The sequence below is a fragment of the Staphylococcus sp. GW821-FHT11H10 genome, assembly GCF_058807855.1.
In genome coordinates this window covers 115,475-136,094 of record NZ_JBXARC010000001.1, presented here as the reverse complement: position 1 = coordinate 136,094, position 20,620 = coordinate 115,475, and the positions used below count along the sequence as shown (strand labels likewise).

Genomic DNA, 20,620 nt, shown 5'->3' with positions numbered 1-20,620 from the left:
CTCCTTTATCTCTATTTATTCTAATTCTTCTAATTGATTAATGTATTGTTCTAACTTCTTAGAATCATTTAATGTTTGTTTCATATCGTCATAAATTTTACGACGTTGTTCAAATTTTTCATACAAATTCAATTTAGCTTCATAATCTTCTACTAAATCGCCAGTTCTTCTTATATTATCATAAACTGCTTGTCTACTCACATCAAATGTCTCTGCAATTTCACTTAGTGAATAGTCTCTCAAATAAAACAGTTCCATATAATTTCTTTGTTTTTCAGTTAATAATGTTTGATAAAAATCAAACAAATAATTCATTCGCAAAGTTTTAACTAAATCATTTTTCCCCATTTGGATTATCCTCATTATTAAAATCTAATTCAGCAACTTCATCTGGAATATCTTCATTTTGTTCAATCATATCTGCAAATAAGCCATATACATAACTTTCTGGGTTAAATGGTTGTAAGTCATCAAGTTTCTCACCTAATCCTACATATTTCACAGGTATGTGAAGTTCATTTCTAATCGCAAGTACAATACCACCTTTAGCAGTACCATCTAATTTAGTTAATACTATACCTGATACGTTTGTAACTTCTTTAAATGAACGTGCTTGAGATAATGCGTTTTGACCTGTTGTTGCATCTAAGCATAATAAAGCTTCATGTGGCGCATCTGGCACAGCTCGGCTAATGACACGTTTCATTTTATCCAATTCTTGCATTAAATTAGATTTGTTTTGTAAACGTCCTGCAGTATCACAAATTAATATATCGACACCTTTATTTTTAGCGGAATTAATTGCATCATATACAACTGCAGCAGGATCTGAACCTTCACTTTGACGAATTACTTCAACACCTACACGGTCACCCCAAACTTGTAGTTGATCAATTGCACCAGCTCTAAATGTATCTCCAGCGGCAAGCATTACTTTTTTTCCTTCCATTTTATATCTGTGTGCTAATTTACCGATTGTAGTTGTTTTACCAACACCATTTACGCCAACCATTAAAATGACATTCAAACGGCCGTCTTCAAGATTCATTGCTTCTGATTGGTCATCTTCTTGATGATAGATTTCAACAATCTTTTCAACAATAACTTCACGTAAATCTTCAGTTTCTTGTATATTTCGACGTTGTGCTTCAGTACGTAATTCTTCTGTTAATTGCATTACTGTGTTGAAACCAACATCTGCAGTGATTAACATTTCTTCAAGTGCTTCGAAGAAATCTTCATCTACTGTTCTATAACGTGCGATCAAATTATTAAGTTGTTCTTGGAAGTTCTGACGTGATTTTTCAAGACCTGCTTTAAATTTAGCCCCCATTTTTTGTGCTTCAATTTCTTCAAAATCTTCAATTGAAATTAATCCATCGTCATCAAAATCCGCTTCACTTAATTTACGCGGTTTTTTCTTCGGTTCTATCTGTGCTTCATCATTGTCATCATGAATTGTGCTACTCTGATTGCCTTCTTCTTCTGATAATTCTTGTTCTATATCTTCAGTAGATTTCGTTGAAAATTTGTCTTTTAATCGTTTAAAGAAACTCATGCTTGTTCCTCCTTCATAACCTCATCAATTGTATTTAAGTTGACACTTACTAATTTTGAAACACCTGACTCTTGCATCGTCACACCATATAAACGGTCTGAATATTCCATAGTTCCTTTTCGATGTGTAATAACAATAAATTGAGTTTGAATAGATAATTCTTTTAAAAATTGAGCGTATCGAATTACATTCGCTTCATCGAGTGCAGCCTCTACTTCATCTAGTATAACAAATGGAGCAGATCTTACTTTCAAGATAGCAAATAGTAGTGCAATAGCACTTAATGCACGCTCACCACCACTTAATAAAGATAAGTGTTGCAATTTCTTACCAGGTGGTTGAACAATAATATCGACACCAGCTGATAAATAATCATCATCTGTTAACTCTAATTTAGCATGTCCACCTCCAAATAACGACTGAAATACTGTCGTAAAATGAGCTTGCACTTGTAAAAACGTTTCTTTAAAACGACCTTTCACTTCTTGGTCCATCTCACTTATAATTTGTTCAAGTGTTTGTTTCGCTTCACGCAAGTCTGTACGTTGTTCATCTAGGAAAGTATAACGCTCATTTAATTCTTCAAATTGCTCAATAGCATTAATATTTACTGGCCCTAGTTCTTCAATTGACATTTTAGTTAGTTTGACTTTCTTTCTCAGCGCATCAATTGGCGTTTCTGAAGAGAATTCACTTCTAGCCCGCTCAACAGTTAGTTGATATTCATCATTCAAATGATCAATTGCATGGTTAATCAATACATCTAATTTCGATTGTTGTGCTTTTATATCTTGATAAAAACTTTCAATTGACAATAAATCTTGATGACATTCTTGCAATGTAGCTTCATGTGACTCAACATCTTCATTGACATCAATACGTTCTTTTTTCAATTGTTTTAACTGATCAGTGATGGATTGTCGGTCATTTTCTTTAGATTTTATCTGTTGTTGTAATTTTTCAAATGCTTGTTCCCCCATCATTTCGTCAGAATTGAAGAGTTTAATTTTATCGTCAACATTTGTTAATTGTTTGTTAATCGTCTCTATCTGTTTATCTGTACGTTCTAATGACGCTTTTTGAGCATTTATTCGTTCTTTAATTACAGCTAAGTCAGAGCGTTTTTGGTTTAATTGTTGTTGCACTTGAGTGGTATTCTCTTTACCTTCTTTAGATAATTGAGTATAACGTTCAATATCTGTTTCAAGTTGTTTTAACTTACCTTGAATAATAGTTAATCGCTCTTGTTTTTCAGTTAAAGTAATGCGACTATTTTCACTTTGGTAGCCATCATTTTTCTCGAATTCAAATTCCTCATGTTCATCTTTAATGTGCGCTTCTTGTGTTTTAAGTCGATCTAATTCTAACGCTTCATTATGAGATTGTTCTTTTACTTCGTTATATTGCTGACTCATTTTAAAATAAGTTTCGCTGAGATGTTCAACTTCATTTTTGTGTTTTTGTAACTGTTTCTCGAAATCTTGTGTTTGTGATTCATAATCTTTTAATTGATTACGCATAGTTGTCAGTTCATCTTTTTGTGATAGAATACTCTTCGTCTTGCGCGCACCACCACCGGTCATAGAACCACCAGGATTAACAATATCTCCTTCTAAAGTTACAATGCGTGTTTTATATTGGATAGCTCTTGCCAGTTCATTAGCATGTTTCAAATTGTCTACGATAATAGTAGTACCTATTAAATTTTCAACTACAGCTTGATATTGTGAATTAACTTTAATCGCATCTGAAGCTACATTGATAAATCCATTTGTATTTTCAGCGATGTGCCTAATATTATTAGATAATTGTCTCGATTTTATAACATTTAATGGTAAGAATGTGGCTCTACCAAGACCCTTTTGCTTTAAAAATTGTATTGCCTGGCGTCCATCTTTTTCACTATCAACTATGATATGTTGTAATGAAGCACCTAATGCGGTCTCAATCGCTTGAGTCAATTCAGATGGCACATTTATCACTTCTGCAACAGCACCATGAATACCTTGTAGGTTATCATTTTTAGCTTTTAACACATGTTTAACACCATTAAAGAAATAAGTATAATCCTCTTCTTGAGTTTCTAAACTCTCTATTCTAGCTCTCATTTTATCAGTGTATCGATAAGCCTGATAAAGTTTATCTTCATATTCAGTTTGAGTTTGTTTAGCTTTTGATAACTGCTGTTCTAGTTGACTTATTTGAGTCTCAATATCGCTCAATTGTTTAACAGTAGCTTGATGGTTGCGTTCTGTATTAGAAATTTCACTTTGCAACGCTTTAAGTTGATTGAAAGCTTCAACCAAGCGAGAATCTAAGCGTGATTTTTTCGCTTCATTCTCTTTAATCGTATGCTCTAAAAAGCGAATATCATTATTTACATCTGATTGTTCAGACATTAATTCATAGTATTCATTTTTGATTGATTCCAATTTTTCGTCATGTTGTTCATCAGAAACATACAGTTGTGATTCTAATTGATGAATACTACTATTCAACTCTTTTTGTTTTTCTTTTAAAGCAGTAATTTGTTGAGTAATATCAGCTTTTTCATTATGAGCATTTTTTAATTCTTGATGTAAATTATCTAACTCTTCTTCAAAACGAGCATTCGTTTCTGATTGATTTCGTTTTCTTTCTTCTAAAACATTCAATCGACCTGTGAACTTTTCATATTCTTCAGTAGCTTTGATTAAATTATAGTTTAATTGTTCAATGTCATTATCAATTTGTTGACGTTGAGACTTTTGCTTTTGAATATATTTATTAATCTGAGCTTGTTTTGCTTCTTTATCCGCTTGTTGGCTTTTTAAATCATTTAATTTTTGATCCAGTTGACGATTATCCTCTGAATATTGGTCGATATCATTTACAGTAACAATAACATCACTTTGTTTCATCTCTTCAGACAATTTTAAATACTCTTTTGCAATTGATGCTTCAGCTTTTAATGGTTCAACGCGTCCTTCTAAATCATATAAAATATCTTCTACGCGCGTAAGATTATCTTCAGTGTGGTCTAACTTTTGTAATGATTCAGCTTTTCGCTTCTTATATTTTAATACACCAGCTGATTCTTCAAGTATTTGTCGTCTATCAATAGGTTTAGCATTTAAAATTTCATCTACTCTACCTTGAGATATAATACTAAATGCTTCTTTTCCTAAACCAGAATCCAGGAATAGTTCAGTGATATCCCTTAAACGCGCTTTATCATTATTAAGATAGTATTCGCTCTCACCACTACGATATAAACGACGTGTCACGACGATATCATCTGAATCAACTTGTAACTTTCTAGCTTTATTGTCAAGTTTCAATTGTACTTCTGCATAATTCTGAGCGTTTCGATGTTCTGCTCCTGAAAAAATAATATCTTCCATTTTAGAGCCACGTAATGATTTGGCGGACTGTTCACCTAATACCCATTTAATGGCATCAGTGATATTACTTTTTCCGCTACCATTAGGCCCAACAATTGCAGTTACACCCTTGTCAAATTGAACATCTGTGTGATCTGCAAATGATTTAAAACCTATGGCATCAATTGATTTTAAATACACCATACTATTCTCCTTGTTAATCATTCCACTCATTCTAGTTGAGAGGAGGACAATATTTTACCGTTTAATGGTTTTCTTTAATATATGTTAAAGATTATTATTGCTTTTTAATTTTGAATAAGCGCTCTCTGCCGCTTTTTGTTCTGATTCTTTTTTAGTTTTACCTTGACCTGTTGCTACTGCTTCATTCTCTAAAATGACTTCCGACGTAAACAATCGATGATGCGCTGGACCTTCTTCTTTAATTAAACGATAAGTCACATCTCCACGATTTTGACTATGAACATACTCTTGAAATTGTGTTTTAAAATCAACAACACCAACCAATTCATCATCCTCAACATATGGAAAAATCACTTTCTCAGCAAATTGCCAAACTACATCTAATCCTTGATCAAGATATAAAGCCCCGACAAAAGCTTCAAAGGCATCGGACACTAATGAAGGGCGTGTTCTCCCACCCGTTTTTTCTTCACCTTTACCTAATAAGATAAGTTGATTTAACTCGATTTTGTTAGCAAATATTACAAGTGAGGGCTCACATACAATTGTTGCACGCATTTTTGTTAAATTACCTTCTGGTAGATCCGGATGTTTATCAAAAAGGTAGCGTGATACCGTCAATTCTAATACCGCATCGCCTAAAAATTCGAGTCGCTCATTATGCGCCAAACGGTCCATATTAAAGTCATTGATAAAACTTGAATGAGAAAAAGCTTGTTGATACAAGTCAATATTTGAATATGTAAATCCCAACTCATTCATTTTCTTCGCAAACTGTTGTTGAAAGTCATTAACCATTTCTATTTTTTTTGGATTTGTCACATTAGAACCTCCCATATGTTTATTCTTTGTTTGATTCTTAAGAAAAAAATCTGAGCCATCTTGTAGACGACTCAGATGTAAGTTTTTATTTTTCAAGACTATTGATGTATTTAACTGCATCACCAACAGTATTGATTTTTTCAGCTTCTTCATCAGGAATTTCAGTACCAAATTCATCTTCTAATTCCATCACTAATTCAGCGATATCAAGTGAGTCAGCGCCTAAATCATCTTTGAAAGATGCGTCTTCAGTTACTTTATCAGCATCTACACCTAAACGGTCAACGATGATATCTTTTACTTTATCGAAGTTTTCCACGTCGATTCACCTCCTTTAAAAGTGTCTATCCATAGACTACTTTATTTTCCCATTTTAATGGGTAAAATACAAGCATTTCTTAAACACTGATAATAAAATTCAAGTACTTCATTTACATGTACATGCCACCATTGACATGGATTGTTTGGCCAGTAATATATTTCGCTCTATCAGATGCTAAAAATGCTACTGTATTCGCTATATCTGTATCTTCACCAAATCGAGATAGTGGTATTTGTTCCAACATTTGTGATTTTAAATCATCACTCAGTGCGTCTGTCATATCCGAAACAATGAAACCAGGTGCTACCGCATTGACTGTAATACCACGTGATGCAAGTTCACGTGCGCTTGATTTCGTTAAACCTTCTATACCTGCTTTAGTAGCAACATAGTTAGCTTGTCCTGGATTACCCATGGCACCTACAATACTTGATAAGTTAATGATTGCACCACCACGTTGACGAAGCATTTGAGGTGTAGCTTTTTGAATGCAATTAAATGTACCTTTAAGGTTAGTATTGATAACATCATCCCATTCATGTTCTTTCATGCGCATTAATAAGTTATCACGAGTGATACCAGCGTTATTCACAAGTACATCTAACGAACCAAATTGACTAACGACTTCTTTAATCATAGCTTTAACTTCGTCGCCTTCAGCTACATTTGCTTGAATCGCAAAACTTTCAACACCTTTAGCTTTAATTTCAGAAACAACTGCTTCAGCTTTTTCTTTATTACCTGCATAGTTTACGGCTACATTGAAACCATCTTCAGCCAATTGTAATGCGATACTACGACCTATACCTCTTGAAGCACCAGTCACTAATGCATTTTTATTCGTCATGATTATTCCATCCTTTCACATCTTCTAATGTTTGAATTGATGTCAATTTAACATCGCGATTTATTTTCTTAATTAAACCAGATAAGACCTTACCAGGACCAATTTCTATAAAATGATCTACACCTTGAGCAATTAACCATTCTGCTGAATCGATAAATTCAACGGGTGAATATAATTGCTTAATCATATTAGACTTAATTGTTGTTGCATCAGTTTCACCTTGTGCATTAACATTTTGAACTATCGGGAACGATGCATCATGCCACTCGAATTGATTAATGAAAGACTCAAAGTCTTTTTCAATCACTTGCATCATTGAAGAATGGAAAGGTCCAGAAACCGCTAAAGGTAAGACGCGTTTAGCACCTAACGATTTACCTTCTTCAACAAATTTATCAATAAGTGATTTGTGACCTGACACTACAATTTGACCTGGACAATTAATGTTTGCTGGTTCGACCAATTCATCATTTGTAGATAATTCTTTACAAATTCGGTCTACTTCTTCATAACTCAAACCTAATACTGCTGCCATACTACCAACACCATTTGGAAAAGCTTGAGCCATTAATTGACCACGTTTGCGAACAATCTTAACTGCATCCTCAAATTTTAATACTCCCGCAGCAACTAAACTAGAATATTCACCTAAGCTGTGTCCCATAGTATAATCAGCATTAATATTATCTAATGCACTATATAACGCTATACTATGCGTCAATAAAGCTGGTTGTGTATGTTCAGTTTCACCTAGTTTGTTCTCATTATCTGTAAACATCGTTTCCAATAAATCAAAGTCCATTGCTTCTTGAGCTGAATTTAGAATATTTGTCGCTTTCTTATCCTCATTAAACAAATCACTTGCCATGCCAACTTTTTGTGCACCTTGACCTGGGAAAATAATTGCTACTTTACTCATCCTTACCACCTACCGTCTCTCTCATAATATCGACAATCTTTTCATCGCCAGCAATTTTAGCTTGTCGAATCGCAGAATAAAACGCGCGAGCATTAGATCCACCATGCGCTTTAACAACCGTTCCGTCAAGACCTAATAATACTGATCCACCGTATTCTGCATAATCCATCTTCTTAGTAAAAGTGTCTAAGTCTTTTTTTAATACTAAAGCTGCTAGTTTGTTTTTTAAACTTCCTAAAAATGTTTCTTTCAACATTTTACCTATTGATTTTGCAGTACCTTCGATATTTTTAAGTACCATGTTACCCGTATATCCATCAGTTACCACTACATCAGTATTACCTTCCATTAACGTTTTAGCTTCAATATTACCATCAAAGTTAAAGCTTTGATCGTCTTTAAGTAGTTGGTAAGACTTCTTAGTCAATGTATTACCTTTAGCTGGTTCTGTACCGATATTTAATAATGATACTTTAGGATTTTGAATGCCACGTATTTTTTTAGCATAAATATTACCAAGTTGTGCATATTGCAATAAATGTTCAGGTTTCGCATCTGCATTGGCACCCACATCTAAAAATACAAATCCTTTTCCATCAATTGTTGGTAAAGTGACTACAAGTGCTGGTCTTGCCACACCTTTAATACGACCAACAATGAATAAACCTGCTGACATAAGCGCACCGGTATTACCTGCAGACACACATCCATCCGCTTCACCATTTTTCACTGCTTCTGCCATTCTTACCATTGAACTGTCTTTCTTACGTTTAATAGCTCTTACAGGTTCGTCTTCCATTTCTATTTTCTCAGAACAATGTCTAAATTCTATACGTTCATGATTGAGTGTGTATTGATTTTGATCACCAAATAAAATAATCTCTAAATCTTTAAAATCATTAACTGCTTTCTCAACCGCTTCTAAGACGATACCGGGTGCGTCATCTCCACCCATCATATCAATAGCAATTTTAACCATGTCATTCATCCTCGCTTATATAAAACATTTTAAACGTTCCTTTAAACACTATTGTGTCTCTTACGTATGAGTTTACTTCTATAACATAATGGTGCGAAGTTTTATTTACAACGTGTGCTTCTGCCCTTACTGTATCATTAAGTTTAACTTTCTCAATGAATGCTACATTACTTTCCTGTGTTAACACTGTTGATTTATGTATTAAAGCTACACAAAGCGAATTTGCTTGAGCAAATAACACATGACCTCGTGCTATCTGAGTCTTCGTAAAAACGGATTCTTCAGTAATTTCAATGAGGGATTGAGCGGATATATTTGGTTCAACTTGAATTAAATCTCCAACCACTTCATTTGCCTCTAGAGCACGAATTTGTTCATAATTTTGCTCAGCTACTAATTTAATACGCTTTCGTAGTTCTGGAATACTTAGGTTTGTTCTATCTAACCTTATGGTTTGAATACTAACTTCAAACTGTTCACATAATTCACTATCCGTAATAAAGGGATTTAATTCAATTGCTTTTTGAATCGCCTGACGACGTTCTGCTTTTTTCAATTTCAATTAAATCCCTCCTTAAAAGTGAAATTAGTACCAAGTCTTAAACATTCCTCACATATCATAACACTTTCCGTTTGATAAGCTCAACAAATATCATAGTGCTATATTTTACTTTTTGACAATAGTGACTTTTAAGCATCAATCAAAACTCATATGTAGCAAGTTCTGATCAATGAATTCACGTAAATGCTGATATGTTTCTGTGAAAAATTCACCTGATTGTATTAACTCTGCCGCCTCGTCTCGAGCTACTTCAAGCATTCGATAATCTTCAACAATATTCGCTACCATAAAGTCAGGCAAACCACTTTGTTTAACTCCAAAGAAGTCACCAGGACCACGCATTTCTAAATCACGCTCACTCAATTCAAAACCATCCGTTGTTTGCGTCATAATAGTCATGCGTTCTATGCCAGTTTCTGTCTTGGGAGATGCGATAAGGACACAGTAACTTTGGTGTTCACTACGTCCTACACGACCTCTTAATTGATGCAACGTTGATAAACCAAAGCGGTCTGCATCATATATCATCATAAATGTCGCGTTTGGTACATTGACGCCAACTTCAACTACAGTTGTTGAAACTAGTATATCTATTTCATGTTGACTGAAACGCGTCATAACCTCATCTTTTTCTTCAGCTGGCATTTTACCATGTAATAATCCTACTTTTTTCTCGCCATAATGCAGTTTGAGTGATTCATACAACTCGACTACATTTTGCACATCTTCAAGATGCTCTGAACTCTCTATCAATGGACATATTACATAGGCTTGACGCCCTTTCTTAAGTTCAGACGTCATTTGCGATAGCACTTGCTCATATTGTTCATGTTTTGCCCAATTTGTAATAATTGGCTTGCGCCCTTTAGGTAGTTGCTTAATTGATGACACATCCATTTCACCAAATACAGATATAGCAAGTGTTCTAGGAATCGGTGTTGCTGTCATAAAGAGTACATTCGTCATTGCACCCTTCTCTCTTAAAAGTTGACGTTGATTGACTCCGAAGCGATGTTGTTCATCTGTTATGACAAGTCCTACATTTTGAAATGTTACATCATCTTGAATCAGCGCATGTGTACCTATTAAACAATCAATAGTACCATTTTCTAATTGCTCTAATAGAACTTTTCTTTTTTTACCTTTAACAGAACCTGTCAGCAATGCTACATTCATATACTCACCGAACAGTTCAGTTAAACTATTTGCATGTTGTTCAGCTAAAATTTCCGTTGGGACCATTAATGCTGATTGATAGCCCGCTGTTTTCAACGCATACATACATATTGCTGCAACAACTGTTTTACCTGACCCCACATCACCCTGTAGTAATCGGTGCATACGTATCGGTGCTTTTAAATCTCTAAAGATTTCATTCACACTCTTTTTTTGTGCATCAGTTAATTCAAAAGGTAAAGTTTCTATAAAATCTTTCACTTTTTGAATATCGTAATTTATCTCAATAGCTTCGTCAGATGACTTTTCTAAACGATTTAACCACTGCATTCTTAATTCAAACATAAATAACTCAGTAAAAGCATATGTTCTTCTAGCACGTAATAAGTCCTGTCGATCCTTTGGACGATGTAAGGCATGTAATGTATCCTCTAAGGATTCTAATTTATATTTCTGTTTAAGTTCTTCTGTAAGCCATTCATGGATTGTAACATCATCTAAAGTTTGATAAATCATATCCCGCATTTGTTTTTGTTTAATGCCCTCTTTAATGCGATAAACAGGTTCTAACTTAATTTCACTTGTATCTTGTGATTGCTCATTAAAAAACATCCTGTTTCCATTTATTTCTTGTTTTGCACGATTCCATTTTCCTTTAACAGTTACCGTCCCATGAAGTTCAATTTTCTTTTTCAAGTATGGTTGATTAAAGAAGATACACTTGACCGCGATGTTATCTACCATCAAGTGTACTGTTAACTTTGATTTATTTCTGCCGAAAAATGCGACAGTTGGCATCGAATAAACTTCGCCGACAATTGTAACTGTAGATTGATCTTCAGCCATATTTAAATCTACAACTGTATTATCTTCGTATCGAGTCGGTAGATAGAGTACTAAGTCTTCAACCGTATTAATATTCAGTTCTTGCAATAAAGCAATTCTTTTTGGTCCTAGTCCTTTGATACTTTGAAGCGGATACGGACTTTCTATTAAATTGACTTTAGTCATAACTTCTCACCTAGTATTTGTAATATTAATTTTTATTTTATCATGATTAGGCTGATTAATTGATTGTTACGCCTTTTGCACTATAAAAAAGGTACGAAACAATATTCATTACGAATTTCTTGTTCCGCACCCTAATTTACTATATGATTAATGCTTATCTTTCACATGCCCATCCATCTTTATCACGGTCTAACTTAGATTGATAAGCAGGATGTCCTTTTTTAACTCCATTGGGATATTTCTTTCTCATCAAAGTACAATTTTTATAATATTCTTTAGATTGCTTTTTTGTTGTTTTTGAAGGTGAGGTCTTTGGTATTGTTGGCTTCACAGTAGACTTGGCAGTTGATGTCTGACCCGTCTTGGTTTTAGAGTTCGATGTTGTCGTACTCCAAATATTTAACTTTTCAGCTTGAGCTTTCGATTGACTCACCTTCAACATCTGTTCGAACGTATTATTAGGTGGATAAATGTATGTTACTCGTGCTAATCCTTGTCTTACAACGGCTTCGTTAACCATTCTACCATCAGCATAAACATACGCTAAATAACGACCATATTTATCTGTGCGTTGCCCCCTATCAAACTGCACTTGAATAGTACGAGCATTCGCTAACATATTTGTCGTGAAACGACTAGCTTCTGGACCATATTTTTGAACAGGTTTACGTGGATCTTTAGTTTCAGGTGTATCGATAAGCAACAATCTAAAAGTTAATTTCTTTCCTTTGTAAAGAAGTTGAACAGTATCTCCGTCGATACCCTTTACAAATTTAACTTTCTCTTTTGTTAATACATTACTTTGCGCATTAACTATGTGCTGTGGCATTACTACTAGTATTGAGGTAAATGCTATTAAAATCGACAAACTTGCAATGGCAACCTTCTTTTTAAAAAGAAATAACATAAGACTTATAGTAATAAGACAAATAAATACTAAATAAATGTTCCCCATAAGTATTCTCCTAATAATTAATATACATATATTTTATACTAAATATCATAAAAAATACTATTAAAATTTTTAATATTTTTATCTTTTAAATCATCTATAAGAAAATGAAAGTTTAGCTCCATATGAAAAATAGCTATGAAGCATTCTATAGTCATAGATTACTTCATAGCTATTTTAGAAATTAGTTATTCAACTGAGAATAAATATTGATAAATCGGTTGTCCACCATTATGTTCTTCTACTTCAACATCTGGGTATTCACTTTCAACCCATTCTACTAATTTGTCAGAGATATCATCATTTGCATCCTCACCAGCAATGATAGTTAAAATTTCACTATCTTCATTAAGCATAGATTTAAGCAAACCAGTGACGGTAACAAATTCATCATCATTGCTTGTAACAATTTTGCTTTCTGACAATCCCATGAATTCGCCTTTTTTAATTTCTACACCATCAATTTTAGTGTCACGAACAGCAAATGTTACTGAACCAGATTTCACTGATTCTAATGCTGTTGTCATATGAGAGTGATTATCTTCAAGTGATGATGAAGGATCGTATTGGAACAATGCCGCAATACCTTTTGGAATAGATGTTGTAGGAATTACAACTGTATCTGCTTCAACTAAAGTTGCTGCTTGATCACTCGACATTCTTATATTTTTATTATTTGGTAGAATAATGGCACGTTTACATTGAGATTGCTCAATTACTTTCACAATATCTTCTGTTGAAGGATTCATTGTTTGGCCACCACTTATGATATGTGTCGCACCCATAGATGTAAATAATTCAGAAATACCATCACCCATTGAAATCGCGATAATGGCAGTCTCAACTGTTTTTGATTCTTCTTGCTCATCAGAATGATGATTTAGTTTCTCTTTTCTAATCACTTCACGATGTTGTTCACGCATATTTTCAACTTTTAATTTAATAAGTTCACCATACTCTTGACCATAGTTGAACACTTCACCAGGCGTTTCAGTATGTACGTGCACTTTAACAATTTCATCATCATTAATCACAAGTAAAGAATCACCGAATTGACTCATATCTGTTCTAAATGTTTGTTCATCAAATGCTCTTTTATCTTTTCCAAAGCGAACCATCATTTCAGTACAATAGCCGTATTTAATATCTTCTGTATTTATTACACCGTGGAAATCATGTTCTTCATGTACTAATTCTTCTGTGTTTAACTTTTCTTTTTTAGCTTCAATAGTTTGACCTGTCAATCCTTTTAAGAAGCCTTCATACACACATAGTAAGCCTTTACCACCACTATCTACTACACCAACTTCTTTTAATACGGCAAGTAGATTTGGCGTATTATTTAATGATTTTTCAGCTTCCGCAATTGTATATTCCATAACTTCAACGCAGTCATCTGTTTCTTCGGCTTTATTAACCGCAGCTTTTGCAGCATCTTTAGCAACAGTTAAGATCGTACCTTCAACCGGTTTCATCACTGCTTTATAAGCTGTATCAACTCCCGCTTGAAAACTACTTGCAAGTTGTTGCGCATTTATTTCATTTTCAGTTTCGATATTTTTACAGAAACCTCTAAATAATTGAGATAGAATAACACCTGAGTTGCCACGAGCACCCATAAGTAATCCTTTAGAGAATGTCTTCCCTAATTCACCAATGCTTTGAGATAAATTGTTTTCAACTTCTTCACGTCCAGAAGTAATTGTAAGATTCATATTAGTTCCTGTGTCGCCATCTGGCACAGGGTATACATTTAAAGAATCCACTAAATCTGCATTATTAGATAAATTTTGTGCCCCTTGTATTATCATATCGGCAAATAATTTACCATTAATTTTGCTAATCATCCTGCTAAGTCCTCCTATACCTACTTGCCCTTATTATTAAGTCTTACACCTTGTACAAATATATTAATTGAATTCACTTTAACATTTAGTGAGTTTTCAAGTGTATATTTTACTGATGATTGTACGTTGTTTGCTACTTCTGAAATTTTTACACCATAGCTTACAATAATATACATATCTATATCAATGACACCATTGTTTTCTTTTACTTCAATGCCTCTAGCATAATTTTCATGTCCTAAAATTTCGGCAATGCCATCTCTAACTTGTTGTCTAGATGCCATACCTACAATACCATAGCTTTCAACAGCTTTGCTGCCTACTACTGAAGCAATGACTTCATTTGAGATATCGATTTTACCATAATCATTTGAGATTTCTATTGTCATCTTTATATTCCTCCTGAAATTTGTTTAAAAATGACGAAACTATAAAAATTTACAATTAAATTCATAAAAGAAAATAACCGATTCTTCCATAAATAAGTCTTAATAACTTAATTAAATATATTACATAACTCCTCAGCTTACAATTATACCATAAATTATAAATTTCAAAACATTTTTAAAGAAAACGACTTTAATTTCATTGCTTTAAAATTTCATATATGGTATCTTATTTAAGTATATAAGTAGTCAAGTGTATTTATATTTATTAAAGGAGGTACTTTGATGGGTAAACAATGTTACGTAACAGGTCGTAAAGCATCGACTGGTAATAATCGTTCACACGCTTTAAATGCGAATAAACGCAGATTTAATGCTAACCTTCAAAAAGTTAGAATTTTAGTTGACGGAAAACCTAAAAAAGTTTGGGTTTCTGCTCGTGCTTTAAAATCTGGTAAAGTTACTAGAGTTTAATAAATATAATGCACTAAAAAATGCCTTCATATGTGGTGAAGGCATTTTTTTTGCTTAATTTTAATTTGCATCTCTACTTCTAATTTGTAAGACTTGTCCATCATGTACTTCGATTTGTGCAACTTTCTCTTTAACCTCATTCGATAATGTAAGTGTAGATCCTTTTTCAAGAGGTTGATTATTTAAATTGTATTTAAATCCATTTAATGATAAAGCAACTACTTCATTAACTGGAATAAATGAAACATATGGATAACTTTGTAATTTGTGAATTTCGTGAATGCCTTGTTTCAATAACTTAATTTCATTTTGTAGATCTTCAACAATAATTATGATGTTTTGCTCTATATATTTGGGCTTTTGTAGTATTTGTAAAACACCCATAAAATGATCTAATCTACCACCTGTTGCGCCATATATATGTATTTCTGTAAATCCTCTATTTACAGCTTCCTCTACACCTAATGCCAAATCAGTATCATCTTTTTCAGCCTTAACTGGTTTGATATTTAATTCGTGTTTTAATTGAAGACGTTCTTCCTCTGAAACTGAATCGAAATCTCCAACTGAAAAAACTGGATTAATAGAATGATTGATAAGAATAAGTGCACCTCTATCAATCCCGCCCCAGTGGTCTTGTTTCAATGTGGCTAAAACATCTGATGGCAAATGACGATCACTACATAATAAGTTGATTCGCATAATTATATCAGCCTTTCAATAATTGTGTTACCTTACCATAATCTTCCTGTTTAAAGAAATAAGAACCAGTAACAAACATATCTGCCCCATTATCAACACATATTTTAATAGTTTCATTGTTGATACCACCATCAACTTCGATATTAAAATTTAAATTTAATGATTGTCTTAAATCTCTTAAAATTTTCACTTTTGCTGCACATGCTTCTATAAATGATTGACCACCAAATCCTGGATTCACAGTCATAACAAGTACATAATCAACAATTTCAAGTACAGGTAATAATGACTCAACTGGTGTACCAGGATTAATTACAACGCCAGCTTTCTTTCCGGCATTTTTTATCATTTGTAATGCTCTATGAATATGCTGTGTAGCCTCAACATGTACTGATATCATGTCAGCACCGTGTTCAGCAAAGGTATTAATATATTGTTCAGGTTGTTCAATCATTAAGTGAACATCAATCGGTAATTGAGTAGCTGCTCTAACTGAATCAAGAATAGGAATACCAATAGAAATATTAGGTACAAATTGACCATCCATTACATCAAAGTGCAGACCATCAATTTGTGCTTCTTCTAAAGCTTTAATTTCATTCTCTAAATTTAAAAAATCGGCTGATAAAAGTGATGGGTAGATTTTCTTCATTAATATCTGACCTTTCTATTTGAGATTTCATTATATAATTGAATATAGTGATCATAGCGAAATTGTGCTAAATAACCATTTTCCAATTGCTGTTTGACATGACACTTTGGTTCCTTAATGTGGTTACAATTTCTAAATTTACATTCCTCACCAAAGCGATTCATTTCTATAAAATAATGCTTCAATTCATCTTTATCAATATGACCGAAATCTAGCGCACTAAATCCAGGTGTATCCGCGATAAAACCAGATTCTCTTTCAAACAACTCTACATGTCTAGTTGTATGTTTACCACGATTAAGTGATTTAGAGATATGATTAGTTTCTAAATTTAGTTCTGGTTTAAACGCATTGATAAACGTCGATTTACCTACACCTGATTGACCACTTAATACAATGAGCCCTTTAGGCCATGTTGCCACAACTTCTTGTTGACTCGTATGCTTGCCTACAAATTGCGTATTGTAACCAATTTCTTCATAAATTTTTAACCAAGCATTAATTTGTTCAATTTCATTTTCAGAGGCTAAATCCTTTTTAGTCACTAGAATACTCGGTTCTAAATCATACGAATGCGCAATAACCAAGAAGCGATCTAACAATTGCGTTGAAAAATCTGGTTCTACAGCGCTCATCACGATGATTAAGCCATCAATATTACTAACTGGTGGTCGTTTCAATTCATTATGACGCTCATGAACGTGATGAATATAGCCTTCACTTGTGTTTTGGATTTCAAAATCAACAATATCCCCCACAATTGGTGAAAATTTCTTCTTTCTGAAAAGACCGCGTGGTTTAGTATCATATAAAGTTCCATCAACATCTACTTGATAGACACCACTAATTAGTTTGATAATTCGTCCAGTTTCCAAAATGACACCTCTTAATCATTATTTATATTAAATTATTATAGCAAATGCTTGAAGATTATTATATGCAGAAGTGAATTGAAGAAATAATTTATCATTATATATTTATTTTTAGTTTACATAACAATTTTATGGTATGTTTTTTTACTAAGAAACCCTTTTAGCGAATGTGCATTATTCCATTCACTAAAAGGGTTAAATTTAATATTCTATATCTTTATCTGCAATTACATCGCCATCAACTCTGATCGTATAGCCCGCGTCTGAGCCTTGCTCAATTTTAAGCGGAATCGTTATCGTTTTGTCATCTTTTATACTAAACGTTTGGCTAGCAGATGTGCCACTATTGTCCTTATCTCTAATGTAAACTTGAACTTTTTGACTTTCGTCATCTCCCGTATATGGGATGTGATATGTTTCTGTATAATTCTTAACTTTTTGTGTATCATCAGACTTGTCTTCACTAGAAGATTTAGATTTCTCTGAATCTTTGTCTTCATCTTTTGAAGATGTTTTTCCTTTTGAAACAATGAATTGAACTGTACTTCCCTCTTCAACCTCTGTATTTTTAGGGCTTTGTGAAATAATATTATCTTTTTTAACATTATTACTTGATTCTGTCGTCATTTGTACTTTCAGACCATTTTTTTCAAGTTCTTTCTTTGCAGTTTGATAATTTTTATTTTCATAATTTTTAACATATACCTTTTTAACACCTAATGATTCGGTTAAAGTAATTTGATGATCGTTTATGCGAACATAACTATCAGGATTAACACTTTGCTTAGCTATAGCACCTTTAGGTACTTGATTATTATATTCTTGATTGACTGTCACATGATCAAGTTTAGATTGTTTCAATTTATCTAATGCATCTACTTTTTTCATGCCTATAACATTAGGCATTTTAGCACGTTCAGGCCCTTTTGAAAGCACAATATCTACTTTTTCATGCTGATTAACTCTTTCACCTTGTTTTGGTTTAGTCTTTATTATTTTATTTTCCGGATAATCATCACTGTAATCTCTAGAGATATTACCAATTTCTAAATGAGATTGTCGCAGTATTTTTTCCGCTTCTTTTTCAGTTTTACCTTTAAGATCAGGCACTTCCGCATATTTACTACCAAACATGCCCATCGCTATAAAACCAAATAAACTTGCGACTAATAAAAGTAAAATAAGCGCAATAGCGAATTTCTTCTTTTTTGAACGTTTTTTCTTAGGTGGTTCATAGATTTGTGCTTCGCTCGTTTGAAAATGATGCTCATTAACAATCGGTATTTGCATCGTTTGTGCAATTTGTTTTTGTTCATTTTCTTCTTTTATTTTACTTTTAATATCTTGTCTATCAATCGATACCGTATTAGTCTCATCTTCTTCAATAGAATGCTTCTTTTCATTAGCACGACTAGACACAAGCACACTACTTAAATCTTCTTTCATATCTTTAACACTTTGATAGCGATCAGAGGCTTTCTTCTCCGTTGCTCTAAGTACGACATTACTTAGTGATTGAGGTATTTCAGATCTTAACTCCGTTACGTTTGGAATTGAATCTTGAATATGTTTTATTGCGATACTAACGGCTGTCTCACCATTAAAAGGCGGTTCACCAACTAACATTTCGTAAAGAACGATACCGATGGAATAGATATCAGTTGCTTCATTCGTAGTTTCACCTTTAGCTTGTTCTGGTGAAAGATACTGAACTGTTCCTAATACATGATTCGTCTGTGTCATAGATGTTTCACTTAACGCCTTTGCAATTCCAAAGTCAAAGATTTTTAGTGTTTTGTTCTTATCAATTAAAATGTTCTGAGGTTTTATATCTCTATGTATGATAAGTTTTTCATGCGCTTGTGCCACACCTTTTAAAATCTGATTCGTGAAATCAATGGCTGTATCTACACTTAAAGGTCCATGGCTATGTATATATTCTGATAAAGTAGGTCCATCTATATATTCCATAATTAGAAAGAAGCACTCTTCATCTTCTTGAACATCATATACTTCAACAATGTTTTCATGTGAAAGTTGTGTCGCATTGTTAACTTCTCGTTCGAAACGCTTCATCGTTTCTTCTTTTTCATTCTGAGGAATAGAGATTGCTTTAATCGCTACTTCACGATTTAAAATGGTATCTTCTGCTAAGTAAACGGTACTCATACCCCCGCCACCAAGCTTATCTACTATTTTGTAACGTTCACTAACTATCTTTCCAATCATAGACGATCACCTTCAATAGCTGCTATTAAGACACTGATGTTATCTTTTGAATCATGATTTAATGCTAATTGAATTAGTTGCTCCCCATGTTCTTCTAATGATAATGATTCATTAAAAGACTCATGAATACTTTCACCTCTGACATAGTCCGTTAAACCATCAGAATTTAACATTATAAAGTCATAATGATTAAATCGTTTTGTAAATATATCTGGACTCACTCGTTTATCTGTCCCCATTACTTTAGTAATAATATTACGTTGCGGGTGTGTAAAAGCTTCTTCTTCAGTTATTTGACCTGTCATCACTAAGTGATTTACAAACGAATGATCGTAAGTAATTTGTTCAATTTCTCTAGAGTTAATTAGATAGGCTCTAGAATCCCCTATATTGGCCACTACCAATTGTTTATCGAATACAAGGGCACAAACGCATGTTGTACCCATACCTTTGTATTCTTCATTAGTTTGAGCATATTCAAATAGTTCACGATTAATCTCTTTTAAATTAAAACGCAACCAAGTTTCGGCTTGTTCATACTCTATAAAATTCTCATCTTCAAAACGTTTTTGAAGTTCATAAGTAACAAACTGACTTGCAATTTCCCCCGCTTTATGACCACCCATACCATCACATAATACTAATAACTGTTGTTGGGTTTGGTTATAAAAAATACCTCCTGCATCTTCATTTTTATTTCTATGTTGTCCAGTATCTGTGAAAAATTGTGCGTTTAGCATTGTG

Annotated in this window: 19 protein-coding genes; 1 reads left to right on the top strand and 18 read right to left on the bottom strand. The window is 33.3% G+C overall.

The genetic code is table 11. From position 1 onward, the window contains the following. Window positions 1-15 precede the first annotated feature (15 nt). The 13 genes from AC1RRU_RS00765 to AC1RRU_RS00705 form a co-directional block, all read right to left on the bottom strand. Window positions 16-348 (bottom strand): putative DNA-binding protein, encoded by a 333-nt coding sequence (locus AC1RRU_RS00765; RefSeq protein ID WP_011275964.1) that lies wholly within the window; start codon window positions 346-348, stop codon window positions 16-18. Next, window positions 335-1,558: a signal recognition particle-docking protein FtsY gene (ftsY, locus tag AC1RRU_RS00760; protein ID WP_011275965.1), complete on the bottom strand. Its 1,224-nt coding sequence runs from the start codon at window positions 1,556-1,558 to the stop codon at window positions 335-337. Before ftsY ends, AC1RRU_RS00765 begins: the two co-directional genes overlap by 14 nt. Further along, the gene (gene smc / locus AC1RRU_RS00755) at window positions 1,555-5,124 is read right to left on the bottom strand and encodes a chromosome segregation protein SMC (protein ID WP_016930692.1); all 3,570 of its coding nucleotides are present in this window, start codon (window positions 5,122-5,124) and stop codon (window positions 1,555-1,557) included. Before smc ends, ftsY begins: the two co-directional genes overlap by 4 nt. 84 nt (window positions 5,125-5,208) lie before the next feature. Further along, the gene (rnc, locus tag AC1RRU_RS00750; RefSeq protein ID WP_210423027.1) at window positions 5,209-5,961 is read right to left on the bottom strand and encodes a ribonuclease III; all 753 of its coding nucleotides are present in this window, start codon (window positions 5,959-5,961) and stop codon (window positions 5,209-5,211) included. 70 nt (window positions 5,962-6,031) lie between these two features. After that, window positions 6,032-6,265 carry an acyl carrier protein gene (locus AC1RRU_RS00745; RefSeq protein WP_001830184.1) on the bottom strand — a complete coding sequence of 78 codons (234 nt, stop codon included), beginning with the start codon at window positions 6,263-6,265 and terminating at the stop codon, window positions 6,032-6,034. 112 nt (window positions 6,266-6,377) lie between these two features. Next, window positions 6,378-7,115, bottom strand: coding sequence for a 3-oxoacyl-[acyl-carrier-protein] reductase (fabG, locus tag AC1RRU_RS00740; protein WP_011275968.1), 738 nt, complete (start codon window positions 7,113-7,115; stop codon window positions 6,378-6,380). Beyond that, a complete protein-coding gene (gene fabD, locus AC1RRU_RS00735; protein WP_011275969.1) occupies window positions 7,105-8,034 on the bottom strand; it encodes an ACP S-malonyltransferase in 930 nt (309 codons plus the stop codon). The genes fabG and fabD overlap by 11 nt, the downstream gene beginning before the upstream one ends. Then, window positions 8,027-9,013 carry a phosphate acyltransferase PlsX gene (gene plsX / locus AC1RRU_RS00730; protein ID WP_011275970.1) on the bottom strand — a complete coding sequence of 329 codons (987 nt, stop codon included), beginning with the start codon at window positions 9,011-9,013 and terminating at the stop codon, window positions 8,027-8,029. Before plsX ends, fabD begins: the two co-directional genes overlap by 8 nt. A 1-nt stretch (window position 9,014) precedes the next feature. Further along, window positions 9,015-9,575 carry a transcription factor FapR gene (gene fapR / locus AC1RRU_RS00725; protein WP_011275971.1) on the bottom strand — a complete coding sequence of 187 codons (561 nt, stop codon included), beginning with the start codon at window positions 9,573-9,575 and terminating at the stop codon, window positions 9,015-9,017. Window positions 9,576-9,710: 135 nt separating this feature from the next. Continuing rightward, window positions 9,711-11,762, bottom strand: a complete 2,052-nt coding sequence (recG, locus tag AC1RRU_RS00720) for an ATP-dependent DNA helicase RecG (RefSeq protein WP_016930693.1) — start codon at window positions 11,760-11,762, stop codon at window positions 9,711-9,713. Between the two features lie 154 nt (window positions 11,763-11,916). After that, the gene (locus AC1RRU_RS00715; RefSeq protein WP_011275973.1) at window positions 11,917-12,717 is read right to left on the bottom strand and encodes a thermonuclease family protein; all 801 of its coding nucleotides are present in this window, start codon (window positions 12,715-12,717) and stop codon (window positions 11,917-11,919) included. A 185-nt stretch (window positions 12,718-12,902) separates the two neighbouring features. Beyond that, window positions 12,903-14,561 carry a fatty acid kinase catalytic subunit FakA gene (gene fakA / locus AC1RRU_RS00710; protein ID WP_011275974.1) on the bottom strand — a complete coding sequence of 553 codons (1,659 nt, stop codon included), beginning with the start codon at window positions 14,559-14,561 and terminating at the stop codon, window positions 12,903-12,905. 20 nt (window positions 14,562-14,581) lie between these two features. Beyond that, entirely contained in the window at window positions 14,582-14,950 is a 369-nt protein-coding gene (locus AC1RRU_RS00705) for an Asp23/Gls24 family envelope stress response protein (protein WP_011275975.1), read from the bottom strand. A 282-nt stretch (window positions 14,951-15,232) separates the two neighbouring features. Here AC1RRU_RS00705 and rpmB point away from each other — a divergent pair, with 282 nt between their 5' ends. Then, window positions 15,233-15,421 (top strand): 50S ribosomal protein L28, encoded by a 189-nt coding sequence (gene rpmB / locus AC1RRU_RS00700; protein ID WP_011275976.1) that lies wholly within the window; start codon window positions 15,233-15,235, stop codon window positions 15,419-15,421. 60 nt (window positions 15,422-15,481) lie between these two features. Here the strand turns inward: rpmB and AC1RRU_RS00695 are convergent, their stop codons facing one another. From AC1RRU_RS00695 to AC1RRU_RS00675, 5 genes are all read right to left on the bottom strand, one after another. Beyond that, window positions 15,482-16,123, bottom strand: a complete 642-nt coding sequence (locus AC1RRU_RS00695) for a thiamine diphosphokinase (RefSeq protein ID WP_011275977.1) — start codon at window positions 16,121-16,123, stop codon at window positions 15,482-15,484. A gap of 7 nt (window positions 16,124-16,130) precedes the next feature. Continuing rightward, window positions 16,131-16,775 (bottom strand): ribulose-phosphate 3-epimerase, encoded by a 645-nt coding sequence (rpe, locus tag AC1RRU_RS00690; RefSeq protein ID WP_011275978.1) that lies wholly within the window; start codon window positions 16,773-16,775, stop codon window positions 16,131-16,133. Further along, window positions 16,775-17,650: a ribosome small subunit-dependent GTPase A gene (rsgA, locus tag AC1RRU_RS00685; RefSeq protein WP_011275979.1), complete on the bottom strand. Its 876-nt coding sequence runs from the start codon at window positions 17,648-17,650 to the stop codon at window positions 16,775-16,777. The genes rpe and rsgA overlap by 1 nt, the downstream gene beginning before the upstream one ends. Before the next feature lie 198 nt (window positions 17,651-17,848). Continuing rightward, entirely contained in the window at window positions 17,849-19,876 is a 2,028-nt protein-coding gene (gene pknB, locus AC1RRU_RS00680) for a Stk1 family PASTA domain-containing Ser/Thr kinase (RefSeq protein ID WP_011275980.1), read from the bottom strand. Continuing rightward, a complete protein-coding gene (locus AC1RRU_RS00675; RefSeq protein WP_011275981.1) occupies window positions 19,873-20,616 on the bottom strand; it encodes a Stp1/IreP family PP2C-type Ser/Thr phosphatase in 744 nt (247 codons plus the stop codon). Before AC1RRU_RS00675 ends, pknB begins: the two co-directional genes overlap by 4 nt. Window positions 20,617-20,620: the final 4 nt, after the last annotated feature.

What these genes read in the sequence shown, in the direction of transcription:
- AC1RRU_RS00705 (WP_011275975.1), bottom strand. Translation starts at nt 14,950, where the DNA reads ATGACAATAGAAATCTCAAATGATTATGGTAAAATCGATATCTCAAAT.
- AC1RRU_RS00765 (WP_011275964.1), bottom strand. Translation starts at nt 348, where the DNA reads ATGGGGAAAAATGATTTAGTTAAAACTTTGCGAATGAATTATTTGTTT.
- recG (WP_016930693.1), bottom strand. Translation starts at nt 11,762, where the DNA reads ATGACTAAAGTCAATTTAATAGAAAGTCCGTATCCGCTTCAAAGTATC.
- pknB (WP_011275980.1), bottom strand. Translation starts at nt 19,876, where the DNA reads ATGATTGGAAAGATAGTTAGTGAACGTTACAAAATAGTAGATAAGCTT.
- smc (WP_016930692.1), bottom strand. Translation starts at nt 5,124, where the DNA reads ATGGTGTATTTAAAATCAATTGATGCCATAGGTTTTAAATCATTTGCA.
- fabG (WP_011275968.1), bottom strand. Translation starts at nt 7,115, where the DNA reads ATGACGAATAAAAATGCATTAGTGACTGGTGCTTCAAGAGGTATAGGT.
- fabD (WP_011275969.1), bottom strand. Translation starts at nt 8,034, where the DNA reads ATGAGTAAAGTAGCAATTATTTTCCCAGGTCAAGGTGCACAAAAAGTT.
- ftsY (WP_011275965.1), bottom strand. Translation starts at nt 1,558, where the DNA reads ATGAGTTTCTTTAAACGATTAAAAGACAAATTTTCAACGAAATCTACT.
- rpmB (WP_011275976.1), top strand. Translation starts at nt 15,233, where the DNA reads ATGGGTAAACAATGTTACGTAACAGGTCGTAAAGCATCGACTGGTAAT.
- plsX (WP_011275970.1), bottom strand. Translation starts at nt 9,013, where the DNA reads ATGGTTAAAATTGCTATTGATATGATGGGTGGAGATGACGCACCCGGT.
- rnc (WP_210423027.1), bottom strand. Translation starts at nt 5,961, where the DNA reads ATGGGAGGTTCTAATGTGACAAATCCAAAAAAAATAGAAATGGTTAAT.
- fakA (WP_011275974.1), bottom strand. Translation starts at nt 14,561, where the DNA reads ATGATTAGCAAAATTAATGGTAAATTATTTGCCGATATGATAATACAA.
- AC1RRU_RS00715 (WP_011275973.1), bottom strand. Translation starts at nt 12,717, where the DNA reads ATGGGGAACATTTATTTAGTATTTATTTGTCTTATTACTATAAGTCTT.
- AC1RRU_RS00695 (WP_011275977.1), bottom strand. Translation starts at nt 16,123, where the DNA reads ATGCGAATCAACTTATTATGTAGTGATCGTCATTTGCCATCAGATGTT.
- rpe (WP_011275978.1), bottom strand. Translation starts at nt 16,775, where the DNA reads ATGAAGAAAATCTACCCATCACTTTTATCAGCCGATTTTTTAAATTTA.
- AC1RRU_RS00675 (WP_011275981.1), bottom strand. Translation starts at nt 20,616, where the DNA reads ATGCTAAACGCACAATTTTTCACAGATACTGGACAACATAGAAATAAA.